The following is a 16,296-nucleotide window of genomic DNA, read 5'->3' as shown; positions in this document are numbered from 1 at the left end:
GCGGAGTCCCCGTGCCTGGCAGGGTGGGCAGCCCGCTGGAGGTCAGCGCCGCAGGAGGGAGCAGCCGGTGGTCGAGCGCCGCGCACCCCGCTGGTCGGAGCTGCGGGACCTGGTCCGGCCGCGCCGTCCGCCGGGGAACGCCGAGGCGCGGCGGCTGGCCCGTGCGGCCACGATCGGCGACCTCCGGGAGATCGCCCGCAGGCGGGTGCCGCGGGCGGTCTTCGACTACACCGACGGCGCCGCCGCGGCGGAGATCAGCCTGCGTCGCTCCCGGGAGGCCTTCGAGCGGGTCGAGTTCGCCCCCCGGGTCCTGCGGGACGTCTCGGTCGTCGACCCGGCGACGACGCTGCTCGGGGAACCGGCGGCCCTGCCGCTCGTCCTCGCGCCGACGGGCTTCACCCGGCTCATGCACACCGAGGGGGAGTCGGCGGTCGGCCGGGTCGCCCAGCGGGCCGGCATCCCGTACGCGCTGTCCACCATGGGCACCACGTCGGTGGAGGCCCTGGCGGCCGCCGCACCCGGGGCGCGACGCTGGTTCCAGCTCTACCTCTGGCGGGACCGGGACGCCAGCGCCGCCCTCGTCCAGCGGGCCCGGACCGCGGGATACGAGGCGCTGGTCCTCACCGTCGACACCCCGGTGGCCGGCCCACGGCTGCGCGACGTCCGCAACGGGTTCACCATCCCGCCGGCGCTGACCCTGGCGACGGTGGCGAACGCCGCGGTGCACCCGCGCTGGTGGATCGACCTGCTGACCACGCCACCGCTGGAGTTCGCCTCGTTGCGGTCCTGGGGCGGCACGGTCGCCGAGCTGGTGGACCGCGTGTTCGAGCCGGCCGCCGTCCTGGCCGACGTCGCGGCGCTGCGGGCGGGCTGGCCGGGTGCGCTCGTCGTGAAGGGCATCCTGGACGCCGACGACGCGCGGGCCGTCGTGGACGCCGGCGCCGACGCCGTGGTGGTGTCCGACCACGGTGGCCGGCAGCTCGACCGGTCGCCGACGCCGCTGGAGCGGTTGCCCGGCATCGTGGCGGCCGTCGGCGACCGCGCCGAGGTGTACGTGGACGGCGGCATCCTCGACGGCGCCGACGTCGTCGCCGCGGTGGCCTTCGGTGCGCGCGCCTGCCTGGTCGGCCGGGCGTACCTCTACGGGTTGATGGCCGGCGGCGAGCGGGGTGTCGCGCGGGCCGTCGACATCCTGGGCGGGGAGGTGACCCGCACGATGCAGCTGCTCGGGGCCGCGTCGGTGGCCGACCTGACGCCCGAGCGCGTGCGTCTGCGCAGCTGAGGCCATTGCCCCCGGGACCTGCGGCTTCCTAGGGTGTCGCATGGACGTCGTGGAGGTCGTGCCCGGCTTCGAGCAGTACGCCTTCACCTTCGGGGGCGTCGCCCCGCTGCGGCGGGTCCGCCCCGGGACGGCGCTGCGGCTGTGGTCCGACGACGCGTTCTGCGGGGCGCTGCGCGCGGTCACGGACCTGTCGAGCGAGAAGGTCGACCTGCGCTTCGTCAATCCGCAGACCGGCCCCTTCTACGTCGAGGGTGCCGAGCCCGGGGACACCCTGGCGCTGCACTTCGTCGCGATGGAGCCGGCCCGCGACTGGGGTGCCTCGGCGGCCATCCCCTTCTTCGGTGGGCTGACCGGCACCGACCGGGTGGCCACCCTGCAGGAGCCGCTCCCGGACACCACCTGGATCTACGAGCTGGACCGGGCGCGGAACACCGTCACGTTCGCCGCGCAGCACACCGACCTGCGGATCGACCTCCCGGTCGAGCCGATGCTGGGCACGGTCGGCGTGGCCCCGCCGGGGGGCGAGGTGCGCAGCTCCCTGGTGCCCGAGCGCTTCGGCGGCAACATGGACACCCCGCAGATGCGCGCCGGCACCACCTGCTTCCTGGGCGTCAACGTCGAGGGTGCGCTGTTCTCGGTGGGCGACGGCCACTACCGGCAGGGCGAGGGCGAGGCCTGCGGCACGGCGGTCGAGGGCGCGATGACGACGACGCTGATCGTCGAGCTGATCAAGGGTGGGGCGCCGGTCTGGCCGCGGCTCGAGGACGACACGCACTGGATGACCGTCGGTTCGAGCCGGCCGCTGGAGGACGCGTGGCGGATCGGCCAGGTGGAGCTGGTGCGGTGGTTCGGGGAGCTCTACGGCCTGCACGCGATGGACGCCTACCAGTTGCTGTCCCAGATCGTGGAGGCGCCGATCGCGAACGTCGTCGACGCGAACTACAGCGCGGTCGTGAAGGCGCGCAAGTCGCTCCTCCCGCCGTCCTCCGCCTACGGCGGGCTGCACGACGAGCTGCGCAGCCGCGCGGCGTCACTGCTCTGACCCGGGAGAACCGACATGGACCTGCAGCTGGACGGCGCACGAGTGCTCGTCACCGGAGGAACCCGGGGCATCGGGCGGGCGATCGTGGAGGCCTTCGTCGACGAGGGCGCGGTCGTGGAGTTCTGCGCCCGGGACGCCGCGGAGATCGAGGCCACCGAGAAGGCGCTCGCGGAGCGCAGCGGCGGCCGGGCCACCGGCGCCCGGCTCGACGTCCGCGACGGGCCGGCCCTGACCTCGTGGGTGGATGCGGCGGCCGGCCGGCTCGGCGGTCTCGACGCCGTCGTCGCCAACGTCAGCGCCCTCGCCGCCGGGCCGGGGGAGGAGAACTGGTACGCCTCGTTCGAGGTGGACCTGATGGGCACCGTGCGGCTGGCGACGGCCGCCCTGCCTCATCTCGAGGCGAGCGGGCGGGGATCGATCGTCGCCATCTCCAGCGTCTCCGGACGCGAGTCGGACTTCGCCTCCGGCCCCTACGGGACGATGAAGACCGCGATCGTCGGCTACGTCTCGGGGCTGGCGTTCCAGCTGGCCGGTCGCGGGGTCCGGGCCAACGTCGTCTCACCGGGGAACACCTACTTCGCCGGCGGGTTCTGGCAGGCCATCGAGCAGGGCCAGCCGGACCTCTACGCGGACTCCCTGGCGCTCAACCCGACCGGGCGGATGGGGACGCCCGAGGAGATGGCGCGGGCCGTCGTCTTCCTGAGCAGCCCGGTCTCCGGCTTCACGACCGGCACGAACCTGGTCGTGGACGGGGCGCTGACCCGCGGCATCCAGCTCTGACCCGGCATCCAGCTCTGACCCGCGGCGCGCCGGCGGTGACGGCGCCGCGGGCGCCGGGTACCCCGCCGGGCGCATAGCCTGCGCGGCATGGCGCTCATCTATCCCGTCCAGGCCGACGCACCCGAGCCCGACGACGACGCCGAGCCGGTGTTCACCGAGCTCGCCGCGGACCTCTCCGACCAGTGGCTCGTCGAGGTCGACGTGAGCGAGGACGGGGACGACGGCTGCTTCGGCCCGCTGACCGCGCGAGCCGCCTGGGACCTGGCCGTCGCAGTGGACGCGCGGCGGCCCGAGTGGATGGTGTCGGTGGTCCCGCTGTACCTGCCGGGGACCGTCGAGGAGATCGTCGAACTCTTCGACGAGGAGTAGCCGGGTGGCGTTCCCGCGGGAACGCCACCCGGGCTCCCCGGTTCCTAGGCGGCGCCGTGGGCGCCGCCGTCCTCCTCGCCGGCGAAGGTGCCCTGCGGGCCGGCCGGGGCAGGCAGCTGGACGGGCCTGCCCGGGACCTTCTTCCCGGGGACGCCGTTCACCGGCTCCGTCGAGTAGGCGAACGTCAGCATCGCGAACGCGATGAGGTCGCTGTTGACGTCCAGTGCGTGCGCGTCGTAGTTCCGGAGCGTGTCGCACTCCAGGTGGTAGCACGGGTCGAACTGCTCGCCCGCCGTGCCGCCCCAGATCGCGGCCTGCTCCTCGGTCTTGAGCCCCTCGGCGCCGGTGAACAGCCCGCTCGACGGGATCCCGTTCGCGATGAACGCCTCGTAGTCGCTCCTGCCGGAGAACTCCGAGTCGTCGTAGGGCTCACCGACCATCGTGTAGTACGACTCGTAGACCGCCTCGACGGCGGTGGACCCCGCGGGCACCTCGACCGGCGCCTCGAAGGTCGACTCGTTGGCGTCGTAGACCGTCTGCACGTAGTTCGGCGAGCCGACCATGTCGTAGTTCATGTACAGCGCGATGCGCTCGCGCTCGGCCGGCGACAGGCCCTCGACGTAGGCCGCGGAGCCGACGAGGCCCTGCTCCTCCGCCGCCCACCAGCCGAAGCGGATGGTGTTCTCCGGGTGGGACCTGGCCATCATGAGCGCGGTCTCGAGGATCGCGGCCGAGCCCGTGCCGTTGTCGTTGATGCCCGGCCCCTCGATGACGCTGTCGAGGTGCGCACCGGCCATGACCACGTTGGCGGGGTTCCTGCCCGGCAGCTCGGCGATGACGTTCTGGTCGACGCGGGTCTCCGACGGCAGCACCTCCAGGTAGGCCGTCGAGTCCTCGGCCGCGAGCGCCACGCCGTCGGCGAAGCTCGCGCCCAGGACGGGGATGTCGTACACCGCCGGGATGGTGCCCTCGAGGTCGGCGCTCGTCGCGTCGCCGGTGAGCAGCCCCTCCCGGTCGGACGTGTTGCCCTGGTTCATGATGATCACGGCCTCGGCGCCCGCCTCGTCGGCGTTCTGCGCCTTCAGCCCGAACGTGCAGGTGCCGCGCTGGATCAGGGCGATGTCGGACGGTCCGGTGAAGACCGTCGGGTCGAAGTCGGTGGCCTCGCAGCCGCTGGTAGACGCCCGGGGCGGCTCGAGGGCCAGGTCGACCGGGATGACCGTGCCGGTGAGCTCGCCGGCGCCGGTCCCGGTGAAGACGCCCGTCTCGTAGGTGGCCTCCTCCGGGGTCAGCTGCCGCAACTCGGCGGGGAAGTTGAAGGTGATCTCGACCGGCGTCGTGGAGACCTGGTAGCCCGCGTCCTCGAGCAGGCCCGAGACGTAGGCCACGCTGTCCGCGTAGCCCCGGGTGCCGGCCGCCCGGGTGCCGGGGTAGACCGGGTCTCCGCTGTTCTCGGCGATCTTCTGGAACGCGACCAGGTGCTCCACGACACCGTCCGGCGTCACACAGCCCAGCAGCTTGTCGTAGGTGTTGTTGGGCGGTGCTCGCAGCCCTTCCCGCCGCTGTGGCCGCCCCCGTGCGGGCCCCCGCCGGCGATCGCCGCCGTGCCGGGCAGGCCCACGGCGAGCAGCAGCCCGCCGGTCGCCACGGCCAGCGCGCGGTGCGCCGTCCGCCGCGTCGGTGTCCTCCGAAGATCGGTCATCCGTCCCCCTTGGTCGCGTCCGGCGGCCGGTGCCACCGGTGCTGAGCGGTCCCCGATGCCGGGAAGGATCGTCCCGGCGGAACGACCGGACAACGGCGGCGGAGCGGGAGCGGATACGGCCGGACGGGCTCGGGACGGCGACGGTCCAGCGCGGGGCGCGGACGACCAGGGAGAACTGCCGTCACCGACGCAGCAACTCACCGAGGTCGTGAGGGTGACCCTGCGTGCTCGATCGACTGCGCTTCGGCGCGGACGATCACCAGCCGCGACCCCGCCACTCCGCCAGGTGCGGCCGCTCCGCGCCGATCGTGGCGTCCCTGCCGTGGCCGGGGTAGACCCAGGCGTCGTCCGGCAGCGTCCCGAACAGCCGCTGCTCGACGTCGTCGACCAGGCTGCTGAACCGCGCCGCGTCCTGCTGGGTGTTGCCGACGCCGCCGGGGAAGCAGCGCTGACAGGGGAAGAGGCGAGGGTTGGCGATCGCGCTGGTGACGTTGCCAACCTGTCCCTGAAGGGACCTATGGGACAGCTGTGGGCTGCTGGATCGCGCCGAGCCTGCGCCTCCAACGCGGGGCTACATCGCCCGGGTCAGCGAGAACGACCGCTCTCCCAATTACTCGATTCGCCGCCGCCCGCCTCGTCCTTGAACAGCTCGCGAGGCATCCGGCCCGCGCCCAAGCCCCGGAGCGTCATCGGCCAACGTTGATGACCGCCACTCACAACAACTTCACGAGGAGCCGGTCCTGCAGCCGTTTCTTCGACGTTTTGCACAGCCCTGCCTCTTCTAATTGCCCGAAGACCGCGCGGTGAGCGTCGTCAAAGGGCACCTCGAACTCCGTCTGTTGACGCGTCGACAGATTCCTGTATGGCTCGCCGAGCTCAACTAGCGTGGCAACGATGTCCGCCGCCGCCGGCGGCGCCATTTGAAGCAAGCGCAGCGTGACGTCGCGCGCCTCGGGACCCGTTGCCGCGACGCGGAGGATCTCGTGGGCAGGCAGTGTGATTCCTTGGGCGACCGCGTAACTGGCCGCCGCAGTAAGGGCGGTACCGTCGTCGCTTGGCACGAACTCGCCCAGCCGGCCGACGATCTGGGCGCCGAGCTTGTCGCGAACCTTCGGGCTGTCGAAGATCTGCGCGACCATCCCGTCGACCAACTCTGGGGCGACTGAGCCCTTGAAGTAGTCGGACGCGACAATGGCCGGCTCCAAGGCGCTCCAGCCAGCGGCGTGAAACTGGCTGAACGTGTCAGCGTCGTCCTCGACTATCCCCTCCGTGATGAGGAGGGTAAGGAGCTCGCCACCCTCGGGCTGCAGCTGCTCAGGCGGAAGCGGACCGTCGATGTCGAGGGAACGGACGAGCGATACCCGGTCCCGTGCAGCCGGGATCGCGTCGCTGGCATTCAGGATGGCGAGAGACGCAACGACCCTGTCAGCCGGTACAGCCTCGTCGCCTTCGAGGACCTCATTGCCCGGTTCAACTTCGATCGCGCCGGCGGCGAGCAGCAGTTGGGCAAGGTTCTCGTCGATTGCGCCGACCTCGGCCCGGTACGCCTCCATGTTGGAGATCGACGCTCGGAAGAGCCGTGCGGCGGCCAGAGCCCGCAAAGTCGACGAGGGGACGCCCGCGATGCTGTCCAGAGCACTCCCAGGTGCGGCGGCAGAGATGAGCTTGTCGATCTGTTCGTCGGACCACCTGCCCGCGACGTCCGCCAGCACTGCCCGCAGGGTGTCGGCCGTCTCGACGGTGTGCTTGGTGTTGCCGTCGCCCCTGACCGCGGCTAGGTATCGACCCGGGTTGGCAAGGCAGTACTCGTAGACCACATCATCTTCACGGACCTGGTCGAGGCTAATCGTGCGCGGCGCACCCAGCGCTGTGTACAGGTTGGGTGCGGTCAGCTGGTAGAGGCTGTGGGCTACTAGCTGCGCACGGAGGGTCTCGTGCACGGTTGAGAGATCCGCGACGAGGACGTCAGCGCGGTTGACGAGAGCGACGATCGTTTGGACCCGTGAGTCGTCCTGCGCTGACGTGAACGTTGGCATTTCCTTGTAGTGCTCGCCGATGAAGTCGGCCGCGTCCGACCCGAGGTCGAAGCCCTGCGTCCCTGCGCCGCTCAGCGCAGCATCAACAAGACCCACGCGAGCGTCGTCGGGAACGTCCTCGTCCTTGGCCAGGTAGGTGAAGACCTCGCGCCACCCGCGAGCGCTCAGCTGCGCCGCTAGAAGTGATCGCTGTTTTCCGGCGGAGAGGTAGGCCGCGAGGAACTCGCGTGCCTGGTCGTCGAAGCTTGAAACCATCCGGGCAACGACGTTGTCTGCCAGGTCGCGCCGGTGCTCGAGGAGGAAGTCGACGACAGCAACGTTGTAGGCGCTGACCGAGTGAGTGAAGTCTTCGCTCGTCTCGGACAGGAGGTTCTCGATGGCGCCAGGGCTGTCGAACCGGTAGTCGATGTCCATCGTGTTTGTTTGCACGCTCTGCACGATGAACGTCGCCACGTCCACTCCGGTGAACTCGCCGTAGAACTGCGCGGCGTAGAGCGCGAAGTTCCGATCGAGATAGCCACGCGTGACCAGGTCCCGCGCCAGATCTGACTTCATCGTGCGATCGACCAGTTGGCGAAAGGTCTGGTGGACCGTCTCGGCGACATCAGCGGTGTCGGTCTCGCTGTTGGGCGGCGATTTGGTTGGAGGCTGCACGGCGAGCTCGAACTCGTCGGCCGAAGCCAGGGCGCTGAAGTCCGCACCGCGGAGGAAAGAGATGTCCTGGTCGATTTTCGCGATCTCGGCGCGCAGGTCGTCCTCGTCGATGCTGGCCCAGTGGCCGGCATCCAGTGCCTCCGGAAACAGCCCGGCGAATTCTTCGCCAGCCAACGTCATGAAGAGGTTGCCGTCAGTGTCCGGATCCGGGGTGAGCTGGAGGCCCACGCTGCCGGTGTCGGCCACCGCGGCCCAGAACGACGGGTTGGACGCGTCTGCGGCGTTAACCCCGGTCGAACCTACTTGGTAACGGAGCTTGTAACTGGGCCAGCTCGACCTCCGCTTCGAGGCGTCCCCCACCGCTCGCAGCCGCTCGCTGAGACGTGCTGCAACGTCGGCCCTTGCGTGCGCGCGGCCGCGGCCCCTCAGCAGGTCGCGCTTGCGCCGATCAAGCCTCGCGACGGATGTCCGTACGAGGTCTCGGCGGTAGCGGTACAGATCGTCCAGGTCGCTGCCCCGGCGCGAGATGTGCTCGAAGTCCTTCAGGTGGAAGTTCTTGTAGGCGACCAACGCGAACAGGCCACTTGGGGTCAAGCCGGGCGCTTGGTGGTGCACGTTCAGGAGCCGCTCGGCGAATACTAGGTACTCGTTGCGCATGTTCACGAGAAGCCGCATATCAGTCGCATGCTGGGCGACGAGGTCTACCAACGGCCGGTCGATGCTGGTGATCTTCGCGTCCGCGAGCAGGTCATGCAGGAGATCCCTGGCGTTGCGGTGCGAGATGAACGGCACGACCGGGATCACGACGTCGAAGAACTTCGTCCGGTTTGCACGCAAGGTCTCCGCCGTGGCCGCGTCGTCGCCCTCGGCCTTGGTATCCGAACCAAGCTTCTCGAAGAGACTGTCCCGCACGGCATAGATGAACCGAAGTGGTTTGCCCTTCTCGATCCGCTTCGGCGTGCTGTTGAGCAGGGTGTTCAGTTCCCGCAGCGCCTCGAAGATGTGCGGGTCGCCGAATCGGTCAAGGTCTTCGAACACCACGAAGTCCGGGGACTGCGCGTCGAAGTAGTTGACGATCTCGTCCAGGTACTTGTCGAAGTACGTAAGGGTCCGCTCAGACAGCGACACAGTGGCCCCTGCCGCGGACACATTGGAAATGACGCGGCCGTGCATCAGCAGCCGGAGACCCGTCATGGCCAAAACTGCCACCACCGCGAACGCTGCCCAGAGCGCCACCCGCTGGACCCAGGGCTCACCTTCGCCAGCTCCCGCCAGGTCTGGGAGCCACCCCAAGAGTGCCAAGAGCACAGCTAGGAGAGAGACGATCCCAAAGGCCTCCATGCCCGCGCGACGCAGGGAGAGGGGTGCCCAGCGGGCGAAGGTCGACCTCCGCAGGGTCTTCGGTGATGCACTGTAGATCAGCTGCTTCACCAACTCCTTCTGGATCCGGTTGGTCGTCGAATCGCCATCGCCCTCTGGGCCCAGGGTGTGAATGGCCAGCCGCAGGGTCGCCTTCTCGTGCATCTCTTGGAACCTGTCAAGGATGCTCGACTTGCCCGTCCCGTAGCGCCCGGTGAGCGCAATGTTGCGGTTCCGGGAATCCACGATGGCCTCGTTCAGGCGTCTCAGGTAAGTCCCGTGCTGCGACTCGACGTAGTAAGGAGCCAGCGACTTCAGCGAGACGACAGTCGAGGCCGGACTAGTAGTGGCTGCGCCACCCGCGGCGCCGGGGCTGGACCGACTGCTCTTTGGGTCGTTCATCTCGTCGATCATGACGCGGACCACTGACAGAAGCGGCCGACGCGCGCTGAACATCCCCTGTTGGACGCGTCGTCTCAGCGATCCATCCATAGCTGCGCGCGGCGAGGAACCCCTGTCGGCGGGTCGCCGCTACACAAGCGCGCGATAGAACCCTGGACGGAGCGTCCCTAAGGCCGCCTTCAGCGGCGCTCTCCTTGGGAGCGCAACTCCTTGAGGTTGTGGGGCACCGACTACCAGCCCCGCGCCCGCCACTCCGGAACGTGGGGCCGCTCCACGCCAAGTGTGCTGTCCTTCCCGTGTCCGGGGTAGAACCAGGTGCCCTCGTCCGGCCGACCGAAGATCCGGTCCTCCAAGTCGTCCACCAGCGACGTGAAGTCGGTTGGATTTCTTGTCAACCCAGGACCGCCGGGGAAGATGCTGTCCGCGGTGAAGGCGTGCACACCTGCGTCGTCCTGACCTGCCTGGAGCCGTGAGCCCGGGGAAGTTCAGTCCTCCGTCGCACTGATCGGCTCGGGCAACGCCGGCGGCAACGTCCGGAGGTGCTTCGCGAGCCGGGTCGACCCCGTCCGCAGGCTCGCCCAGGTGAGGCCGCCTGACATCACGCCTCCGAGCACAGGCACGACCTTCGTCACCGTCTTGGCGAAGACCTGCTTGTTGATCTGCACGCCAACGCGCTTCAACGTCTGCTTGACCAGCGGGTAGTAGGTCGTCTTGGTGAGCGCCTTGCCCGCCAGCTGCTTCTGCAGCGCCGGGCGCGCGATGTTGTTGGCGAAGCCGGTCAGCGCGGAGCTTGCACCGGCGACGCCCATCATCACGCCGAGGAACGTGCCGAGCTTGCCCAGCGTCTCGTCGTCCACGTCGTCGATGTCGTCGAGGAGCGACTGCCACCCGTAGAGGTACGCGAGCTTCTGCATGACGCGGAACGCGTGCACGTAGTACTGGGCGATGTCGCCGGGAACGGTGCCGACAAGGGCCCAGCCCCCGGGCAGTCCCGCGGCGAACGACAAGCCCGCGGACTTCCTGGTCTCGAAGGCGATCGACCGGCGGGCGATCTCCTCGAGCGTCCCCGGTGTCACGCCCGCGGCCGCAGGGCGGTCCTTGACGGCCCGCGCGACGACGTCCCCCGCCGCACCGCTGCGCCGCAGCTCCGCGGTGAGGAACTGCTCCCGGTCGACCCGTACGCCACGGAGGCGCAGGAGCTTGACCATAAACGCGCGGGCGTAGGCCTCTGCCTCGTCGTCCTGCCCGTGGACGAGCGAGCTGAGGTCGTCCGCCGCCGGGACGGGGTCATGAGGAACTGCCGCCCGGCGGACTATCTGCTTCTCATCGTCAGAGTCCACGCGTCACCAGCCCCGCTCGCGCCACTCGCCGAGGTGGGGGCGTTCGACACCGAGCGTGCTGTCCTTCCCGTGCCCCGGGTAGAACCACGTCTTGTCGTCGAACTGCCCGAAGATTCGCTCCTCCAGGTCGTCCATCAGCGACGTGAAGTCGGCCGGACTTGTTGTCCTCCCAGGACCCCCCGGGAACAGGCTGTCGCCGGTGAAGACGTGGACGCCGGCGTCCTCCGGCCCGCGCCAGACCAGCGCGATGCTGCCCGGGGTGTGGCCGCGCAGGTGCACCACCTCGAGGACCTGATCGCCGACCGGCACGGTGTCGCCGTGCTCGACGGTGCGCTGCACGGGGACCGGGAGATCGGCCGCGTCCGCCGTGCCCGCGACGGTCGTGGCGCCGGTCGCCGCCACGACCTCGGGCAGCGCCCGGTGGTGGTCCCAGTGCCCGTGCGTCGTGACGACGGTCCGCACGCTGCCCGGCCCGATCAGCGCCAGCAGGGCCTCGGGCTCGGCCGCCGCGTCGATCAGCAGCCCCTCGCCGGTGGCCGTGCAGCGCAGCAGGTAGGCGTTGTTCGCCATCTCGCTGACCGCCAGCTTGCTGATCGTCAGCCCAGGCAGCTCGCGCACGTCGGCGGGGCCGCCCACCTCGACGTCGCCGGTGTAGGGCCGGCCCGTGGCCGGGGGAGGACTGGTCATCTCAGGACTCCGATCGGAAAGTGTCGGCGACCGCGGTTACGGTCCTGCCATGGACGCTAGCGGAGCTCTCGACGGCAACCGGGCCGCTGCGGGGAGCGCCTCCCGCACCGTCGGGCTGCCGGCCACCGAGATCGCGCGGCTCGTGCGGTCCGGCGAGGTGACGGCGGTCGACGTGGTCCGGGCCCACCTCGACCACATCGACGCCGTCGACGCCCGTGTGGGGGCCTTCCGCGTGGTGCGGCGGGAGGCGGTGCTCGCCGAGGCGCACGCCGTCGACACGGCGCTGACCCGCTTCGCGCTGCCGCTGGCGGGGGTGCCGATCGCGGTCAAGGACAACGTCGCCGTGGCCGGTGAGGTGTGCACCGACGGCTCCCCGGCCTGCACCACGGGCCCCGAGCCGCGGGACCACCCGGTCGTCGCGCGGCTGCGCAAGGCGGGCGCGATCGTCGTGGGCATCACCCGCGCGCCGGAGCTCTGCCTCTACGCCGCCACCGACGGCCCCGGCACGGTCAGCCGGAACCCCTGGGACACCGCCCGGTCACCCGCCGGCAGCTCGGGCGGGAGCGCGGCGGCGGTGGCCTCGGGCTCGGTGCCCCTCGCCCACGGGAACGACGGCATGGGTTCCCTCCGCCTGCCGGCCGCGGCCTGCGGGCTGGTCACCCTGAAGCCGGGCAGGGGAGTCGTCCCCGCCGGGATCGGGGCCGACAGCTGGTCGGGCATGGCGGAGAACGGCGCGCTCGCGACGACGGTCGGCGACCTGGCGGTCGCGTCCGCGGTCCTGGCGGGAGAGGAGCCGGCCGCTCCGGAGCCCCCCGGCCGGCCGCTGCGCATCGCGCTGTCCACCCGGTCGCCCGTGCCCGGTGTCCGCGCGGACGCCGCCACCCTCGCCGCCGTGGAGGCGGTCGTCGCCCGCCTCGCCGCGGCCGGGCACACGGTCGTGCGGAAGGACCCGCCGATCACCCTCGGGCCGGCCGCGGGCGCCCTGACGCGCTGGATGGCCGGCGCGCACGACGACGCCGAGCACCTGGGCCTCGACTGCTCCGCGCTGCAGCCGCGCAGCCGCACGCACGCCGCCGTCGGCCGGCTGGTGCGGCGCGCCGGCCTGGTCCGGCCCCGCACGGCGCAGCGGTTCCGGGAGCGCATGACGGCCTTCTTCGGCCAGGAGGGCGTCGCGCCGGGGGCAGGGGAGGTCCTCGACGTCCTGCTCACCCCGGTGACCACCGGTCCGCCGCTGGCCGCCCGGCCGTGGCACGAGCGCGGCTTCCTGGCCAACATCACGGCGAACGCACGGTGGGCCCCGTGGACGGCGGCGTGGAACCTCGCGGGTCTCCCGGCGGCCGTGGTGCCCGCCGGGATCCGGCCCGACGGGCTGCCGGCGGCCGTCCAGCTCGTCGGCCCCCCGGGCGCGGAGGGGCGACTACTCTGGCTTGCCGGAGAGCTGGAACGGCTGCAGCCGTGGCGGCGCTACGCACCCGTCTTCGACCCCACCGTGCCCACCGCCGAGGTCCCCGCCTGACCGCGGCCGCGGCGCGCTGATCGGCGGCCGGCCGTGACGGGGGCGACAGGGGGACGCGCGGGCGCGCGGGAACAGCCACCCGCGGCAGCGTCTTGCTCCCACCGGAACCAGCCGCCGCGCACCGCCGCGGCCCGCACCACCGCCGGCCGCCACCCGGGGCCGGCCCGCTCGACCGCATTCCAGCACCAGCGACCGACAGGGATCACATGGACCGGCTCGTCGTACGCGGCGCCCGCGAGCACAACCTCAAGGACGTCCACCTCGACCTGCCCCGTGACGCGCTCATCGTCTTCACGGGGCTCTCCGGCTCGGGCAAGTCCAGCCTCGCCTTCGACACGATCTTCGCCGAGGGTCAGCGCCGCTACGTCGAGTCGCTCTCGGCGTACGCGCGGCAGTTCCTCGGGCAGATGGACAAGCCCGACGTCGACTTCATCGAGGGGCTGTCCCCGGCGGTCTCCATCGACCAGAAGTCGACCAACCGGAACCCGCGGTCCACGGTCGGCACCATCACGGAGGTCTACGACTACCTCCGGCTGCTCTACGCGCGGGCCGGCCAGCCGCACTGCCCCAACTGCGGCAAGCCGATCTCCCGGCAGACGCCGCAGCAGATCGTGGACCAGGTCCTCGGCATGGCGGAGGGCACCCGCTTCCAGGTGCTGGCCCCGGTGGTGCGCGCCCGCAAGGGCGAGTACGTCGACCTGTTCAGCTCGCTGCAGACCCAGGGCTTCTCGCGGGTGCGCGTCGACGGGGTCGTCCACTCCCTCACCGAGGCGCCCAAGCTCAAGAAGCAGGAGAAGCACACGATCGAGGTGATCGTGGACCGCCTGACCGTCAAGGAGAGCGCCAAGCGCCGCCTGACCGACTCGGTGGAGACCGCGCTCGGCCTGGCCGGCGGGCTCGTCGTGCTCGACTTCGTCGACCTGCCCGAGGGCGACGCCGAGCGCGAGCGGACCTTCTCCGAGCACCTCGCCTGCGTCGACGACGGGCTGTCCTTTGAGGCCCTCGAGCCGCGCTCCTTCTCCTTCAACTCGCCGTTCGGCGCCTGCCCCGAGTGCACCGGCATCGGCACCCGCAAGGAGGTCGACCCGGAGCTCGTCGTCCCCGATCCGGAGAAGAGCCTCGCCCAGGGCGCGGTCGCCCCGTGGGCCGGCTCGATGAGCAACGAGTACTTCACCCGGCTGCTCACCGGGCTCTCCCAGCAGATCGGCTTCTCCATGGACGAGCCGTGGGAGCGGCTGCCGGCCAAGGTGCAGAAGGCGGTCCTGCACGGCTCGCCCGACCAGGTCCACGTCCGCTACAAGAACCGCTACGGCCGCGAGCGCAGCTACTACGCCGCGTTCGAAGGCGTGCTCCCGTTCCTCGAGCGCCGGCACGACGACACCGACAGCGACTACATGCGGGACAAGTACGAGGGCTACATGCGCGACGTGCCCTGTCCCGTCTGCCACGGCACCCGCCTCAAGCCCGAGATCCTGGCCGTCAAGCTCAACAGCCGCTCCATCGCCGAGGTCACCAACCTGTCCATCGGCGAGGCGTCCGAGTGGCTGAACGCCCTCGAGCTGGGGGAGCGCGAGCGGGCGATCGCCGACCGCGTGCTCCGGGAGATCCAGGCGCGGCTCTCCTTCCTGGTCGACGTCGGCCTCGACTACCTTTCCCTGGACCGACCGGCGGCGACCCTCGCCGGTGGCGAGGCCCAGCGGATCCGGCTGGCCACCCAGATCGGCTCCGGTCTGGTCGGCGTGCTCTACGTCCTCGACGAGCCGTCGATCGGGCTGCACCAGCGGGACAACTCGAGGTTGATCGAGACCCTCGTGCGGCTGCGCGACATGGGGAACACGCTCATCGTGGTCGAGCACGACGAGGACACCATCAAGGTCGCCGACTGGATCGTCGACATCGGCCCGGGCGCCGGCGAGCACGGCGGCGAGATCGTCGTCAGCGGCAGCCTCGAGGACCTGATGGCCAGCGAGCGCTCGCTCACCGGCGCGTACCTGTCCGGGCGCAAGGCCATCGAGATCCCGGAGGTCCGCCGGCAGCCCACGCCGGGCCGCGAGCTCGTCGTCAAGGGCGCCCGCGAGCACAACCTCAAGGGCGTCGACGTGACGTTCCCGCTGGGCTGCCTGGTGGCGGTCACCGGGGTGTCCGGATCGGGCAAGTCGAGCCTGGTCAACGACATCCTCTACACGACCCTGGCCAACCAGCTGAACCGGGCGCGGATGGTGCCCGGCCGGCACCGCACCATCACCGGGCTGGAGCACCTCGACAAGGTGGTGCACGTCGACCAGTCGCCGATCGGCCGCACGCCGCGGTCGAACCCGGCCACGTACACCGGGGTGTGGGACCACGTCCGCAAGCTGTTCGCCAGCACGACCGAGGCGAAGATGCGCGGCTACCTGCCCGGCCGGTTCTCCTTCAACGTCAAGGGCGGGCGCTGCGAGGCGTGCTCCGGCGACGGCACGTTGAAGATCGAGATGAACTTCCTGCCGGACGTCTACGTCCCCTGCGAGGTGTGCAAGGGTGCCCGGTTCAACCGGGAGACCCTCGAGGTGCACTACAAGGGCAAGACGGTCGCCGAGGTCCTCGACATGCCGATCGAGGAGGCCGCCGACTTCTTCGCCGCCATCCCGGCGATCGCCCGGTACCTGCGCACCCTCACCGAGGTGGGGCTGGGCTACGTCCGCCTCGGTCAGCCGGCCACGACCCTCTCCGGCGGCGAGGCGCAGCGGGTGAAGCTGGCCAGCGAGCTGCAGAAGCGGTCCAACGGCCGCAGCATCTACGTGCTCGACGAGCCGACCACCGGACTGCACTTCGAGGACATCCGGAAGCTGCTGCTCGTCCTGCAGGGCCTCGTCGAGAAGGGCAACTCCGTGATCGTGATCGAGCACAACCTCGACGTGATCAAGAGCGCCGACTGGCTGATCGACATGGGCCCGGAGGGTGGCTTCCGCGGCGGCACGGTCGTGGCCGAGGGCCCGCCGGAGTTCCTGGCCTCGGTGCCCGAGAGCCACACCGGCCGGTACCTGGCCACCATCCTCGACCCGGACGCCGTCGCGGCGGCCGCGGCGCCGAAGAAGCGGACCCGCAAGAAGGCGAGCTGATCCCGCCGGCCGGGCCGGCCCCCGCCAGG

The 16,296-nt window shown here is 70.8% G+C and carries 10 protein-coding genes; 6 read left to right on the top strand and 4 right to left on the bottom strand.

The features are described 5' to 3' along the window. Positions 1-67: 67 nt before the first annotated feature. From BM142_RS16135 to BM142_RS16120, 4 genes are all read left to right on the top strand, one after another. Positions 68-1,282 carry an alpha-hydroxy acid oxidase gene (locus BM142_RS16135; protein ID WP_092201077.1) on the top strand — a complete coding sequence of 405 codons (1,215 nt, stop codon included), beginning with the start codon at positions 68-70 and terminating at the stop codon, positions 1,280-1,282. 40 nt (positions 1,283-1,322) lie between these two features. After that, positions 1,323-2,324 carry an acetamidase/formamidase family protein gene (locus BM142_RS16130; protein ID WP_092201074.1) on the top strand — a complete coding sequence of 334 codons (1,002 nt, stop codon included), beginning with the start codon at positions 1,323-1,325 and terminating at the stop codon, positions 2,322-2,324. Positions 2,325-2,339: 15 nt separating this feature from the next. Further along, positions 2,340-3,104, top strand: coding sequence for an SDR family NAD(P)-dependent oxidoreductase (locus tag BM142_RS16125; protein ID WP_092201071.1), 765 nt, complete (start codon positions 2,340-2,342; stop codon positions 3,102-3,104). A gap of 87 nt (positions 3,105-3,191) precedes the next feature. Then, on the top strand, positions 3,192-3,473 hold the full coding sequence (locus BM142_RS16120) for a hypothetical protein (RefSeq protein WP_092201068.1): 282 nt from the start codon (positions 3,192-3,194) through the stop codon (positions 3,471-3,473). A 44-nt stretch (positions 3,474-3,517) separates the two neighbouring features. Here BM142_RS16120 and BM142_RS16115 read toward each other — a convergent pair whose 3' ends face one another. The 4 genes from BM142_RS16115 to BM142_RS16090 all read right to left on the bottom strand — a co-directional run bounded on the left by BM142_RS16115 (position 3,518) and on the right by BM142_RS16090 (position 11,653). Continuing rightward, the gene (locus BM142_RS16115) at positions 3,518-4,978 is read right to left on the bottom strand and encodes a M20/M25/M40 family metallo-hydrolase (protein WP_092201065.1); all 1,461 of its coding nucleotides are present in this window, start codon (positions 4,976-4,978) and stop codon (positions 3,518-3,520) included. 910 nt (positions 4,979-5,888) lie between these two features. Then, entirely contained in the window at positions 5,889-9,638 is a 3,750-nt protein-coding gene (locus BM142_RS16105; protein WP_139228908.1) for a YobI family P-loop NTPase, read from the bottom strand. Positions 9,639-10,111: 473 nt separating this feature from the next. Further along, complete coding sequence (locus BM142_RS16095; RefSeq protein ID WP_139228907.1) at positions 10,112-10,966, bottom strand: hypothetical protein; 855 nt, start codon at positions 10,964-10,966, stop codon at positions 10,112-10,114. Between the two features lie 3 nt (positions 10,967-10,969). Beyond that, a complete protein-coding gene (locus BM142_RS16090; RefSeq protein ID WP_092201053.1) occupies positions 10,970-11,653 on the bottom strand; it encodes an MBL fold metallo-hydrolase in 684 nt (227 codons plus the stop codon). Positions 11,654-11,702: 49 nt separating this feature from the next. Between BM142_RS16090 and BM142_RS16085 the strand changes: the two genes are divergently transcribed. Beyond that, positions 11,703-13,169, top strand: a complete 1,467-nt coding sequence (locus BM142_RS16085) for an amidase (RefSeq protein WP_092201050.1) — start codon at positions 11,703-11,705, stop codon at positions 13,167-13,169. A gap of 206 nt (positions 13,170-13,375) precedes the next feature. Then, positions 13,376-16,267: an excinuclease ABC subunit UvrA gene (gene uvrA, locus BM142_RS16080; protein WP_092201047.1), complete on the top strand. Its 2,892-nt coding sequence runs from the start codon at positions 13,376-13,378 to the stop codon at positions 16,265-16,267. Positions 16,268-16,296 lie beyond the last annotated feature (29 nt).

This window comes from Blastococcus tunisiensis (assembly GCF_900112815.1).
In the GTDB taxonomy this organism is placed as follows: Bacteria; Actinomycetota; Actinomycetes; order Mycobacteriales; family Geodermatophilaceae; genus Blastococcus_B; species Blastococcus_B tunisiensis.
This window is presented reverse-complemented; position numbering and strand designations above follow the sequence as displayed.

Excerpts from the sequence above, each read along its gene's own strand:
- BM142_RS16125 (WP_092201071.1), top strand. The coding sequence starts at position 2,340 with ATGGACCTGCAGCTGGACGGCGCACGAGTGCTCGTCACCGGAGGAACC.
- uvrA (WP_092201047.1), top strand. The coding sequence starts at position 13,376 with ATGGACCGGCTCGTCGTACGCGGCGCCCGCGAGCACAACCTCAAGGAC.
- BM142_RS16130 (WP_092201074.1), top strand. The coding sequence starts at position 1,323 with ATGGACGTCGTGGAGGTCGTGCCCGGCTTCGAGCAGTACGCCTTCACC.
- BM142_RS16105 (WP_139228908.1), bottom strand. The coding sequence starts at position 9,638 with ATGATCGACGAGATGAACGACCCAAAGAGCAGTCGGTCCAGCCCCGGC.
- BM142_RS16120 (WP_092201068.1), top strand. The coding sequence starts at position 3,192 with ATGGCGCTCATCTATCCCGTCCAGGCCGACGCACCCGAGCCCGACGAC.
- BM142_RS16085 (WP_092201050.1), top strand. The coding sequence starts at position 11,703 with ATGGACGCTAGCGGAGCTCTCGACGGCAACCGGGCCGCTGCGGGGAGC.
- BM142_RS16090 (WP_092201053.1), bottom strand. The coding sequence starts at position 11,653 with ATGACCAGTCCTCCCCCGGCCACGGGCCGGCCCTACACCGGCGACGTC.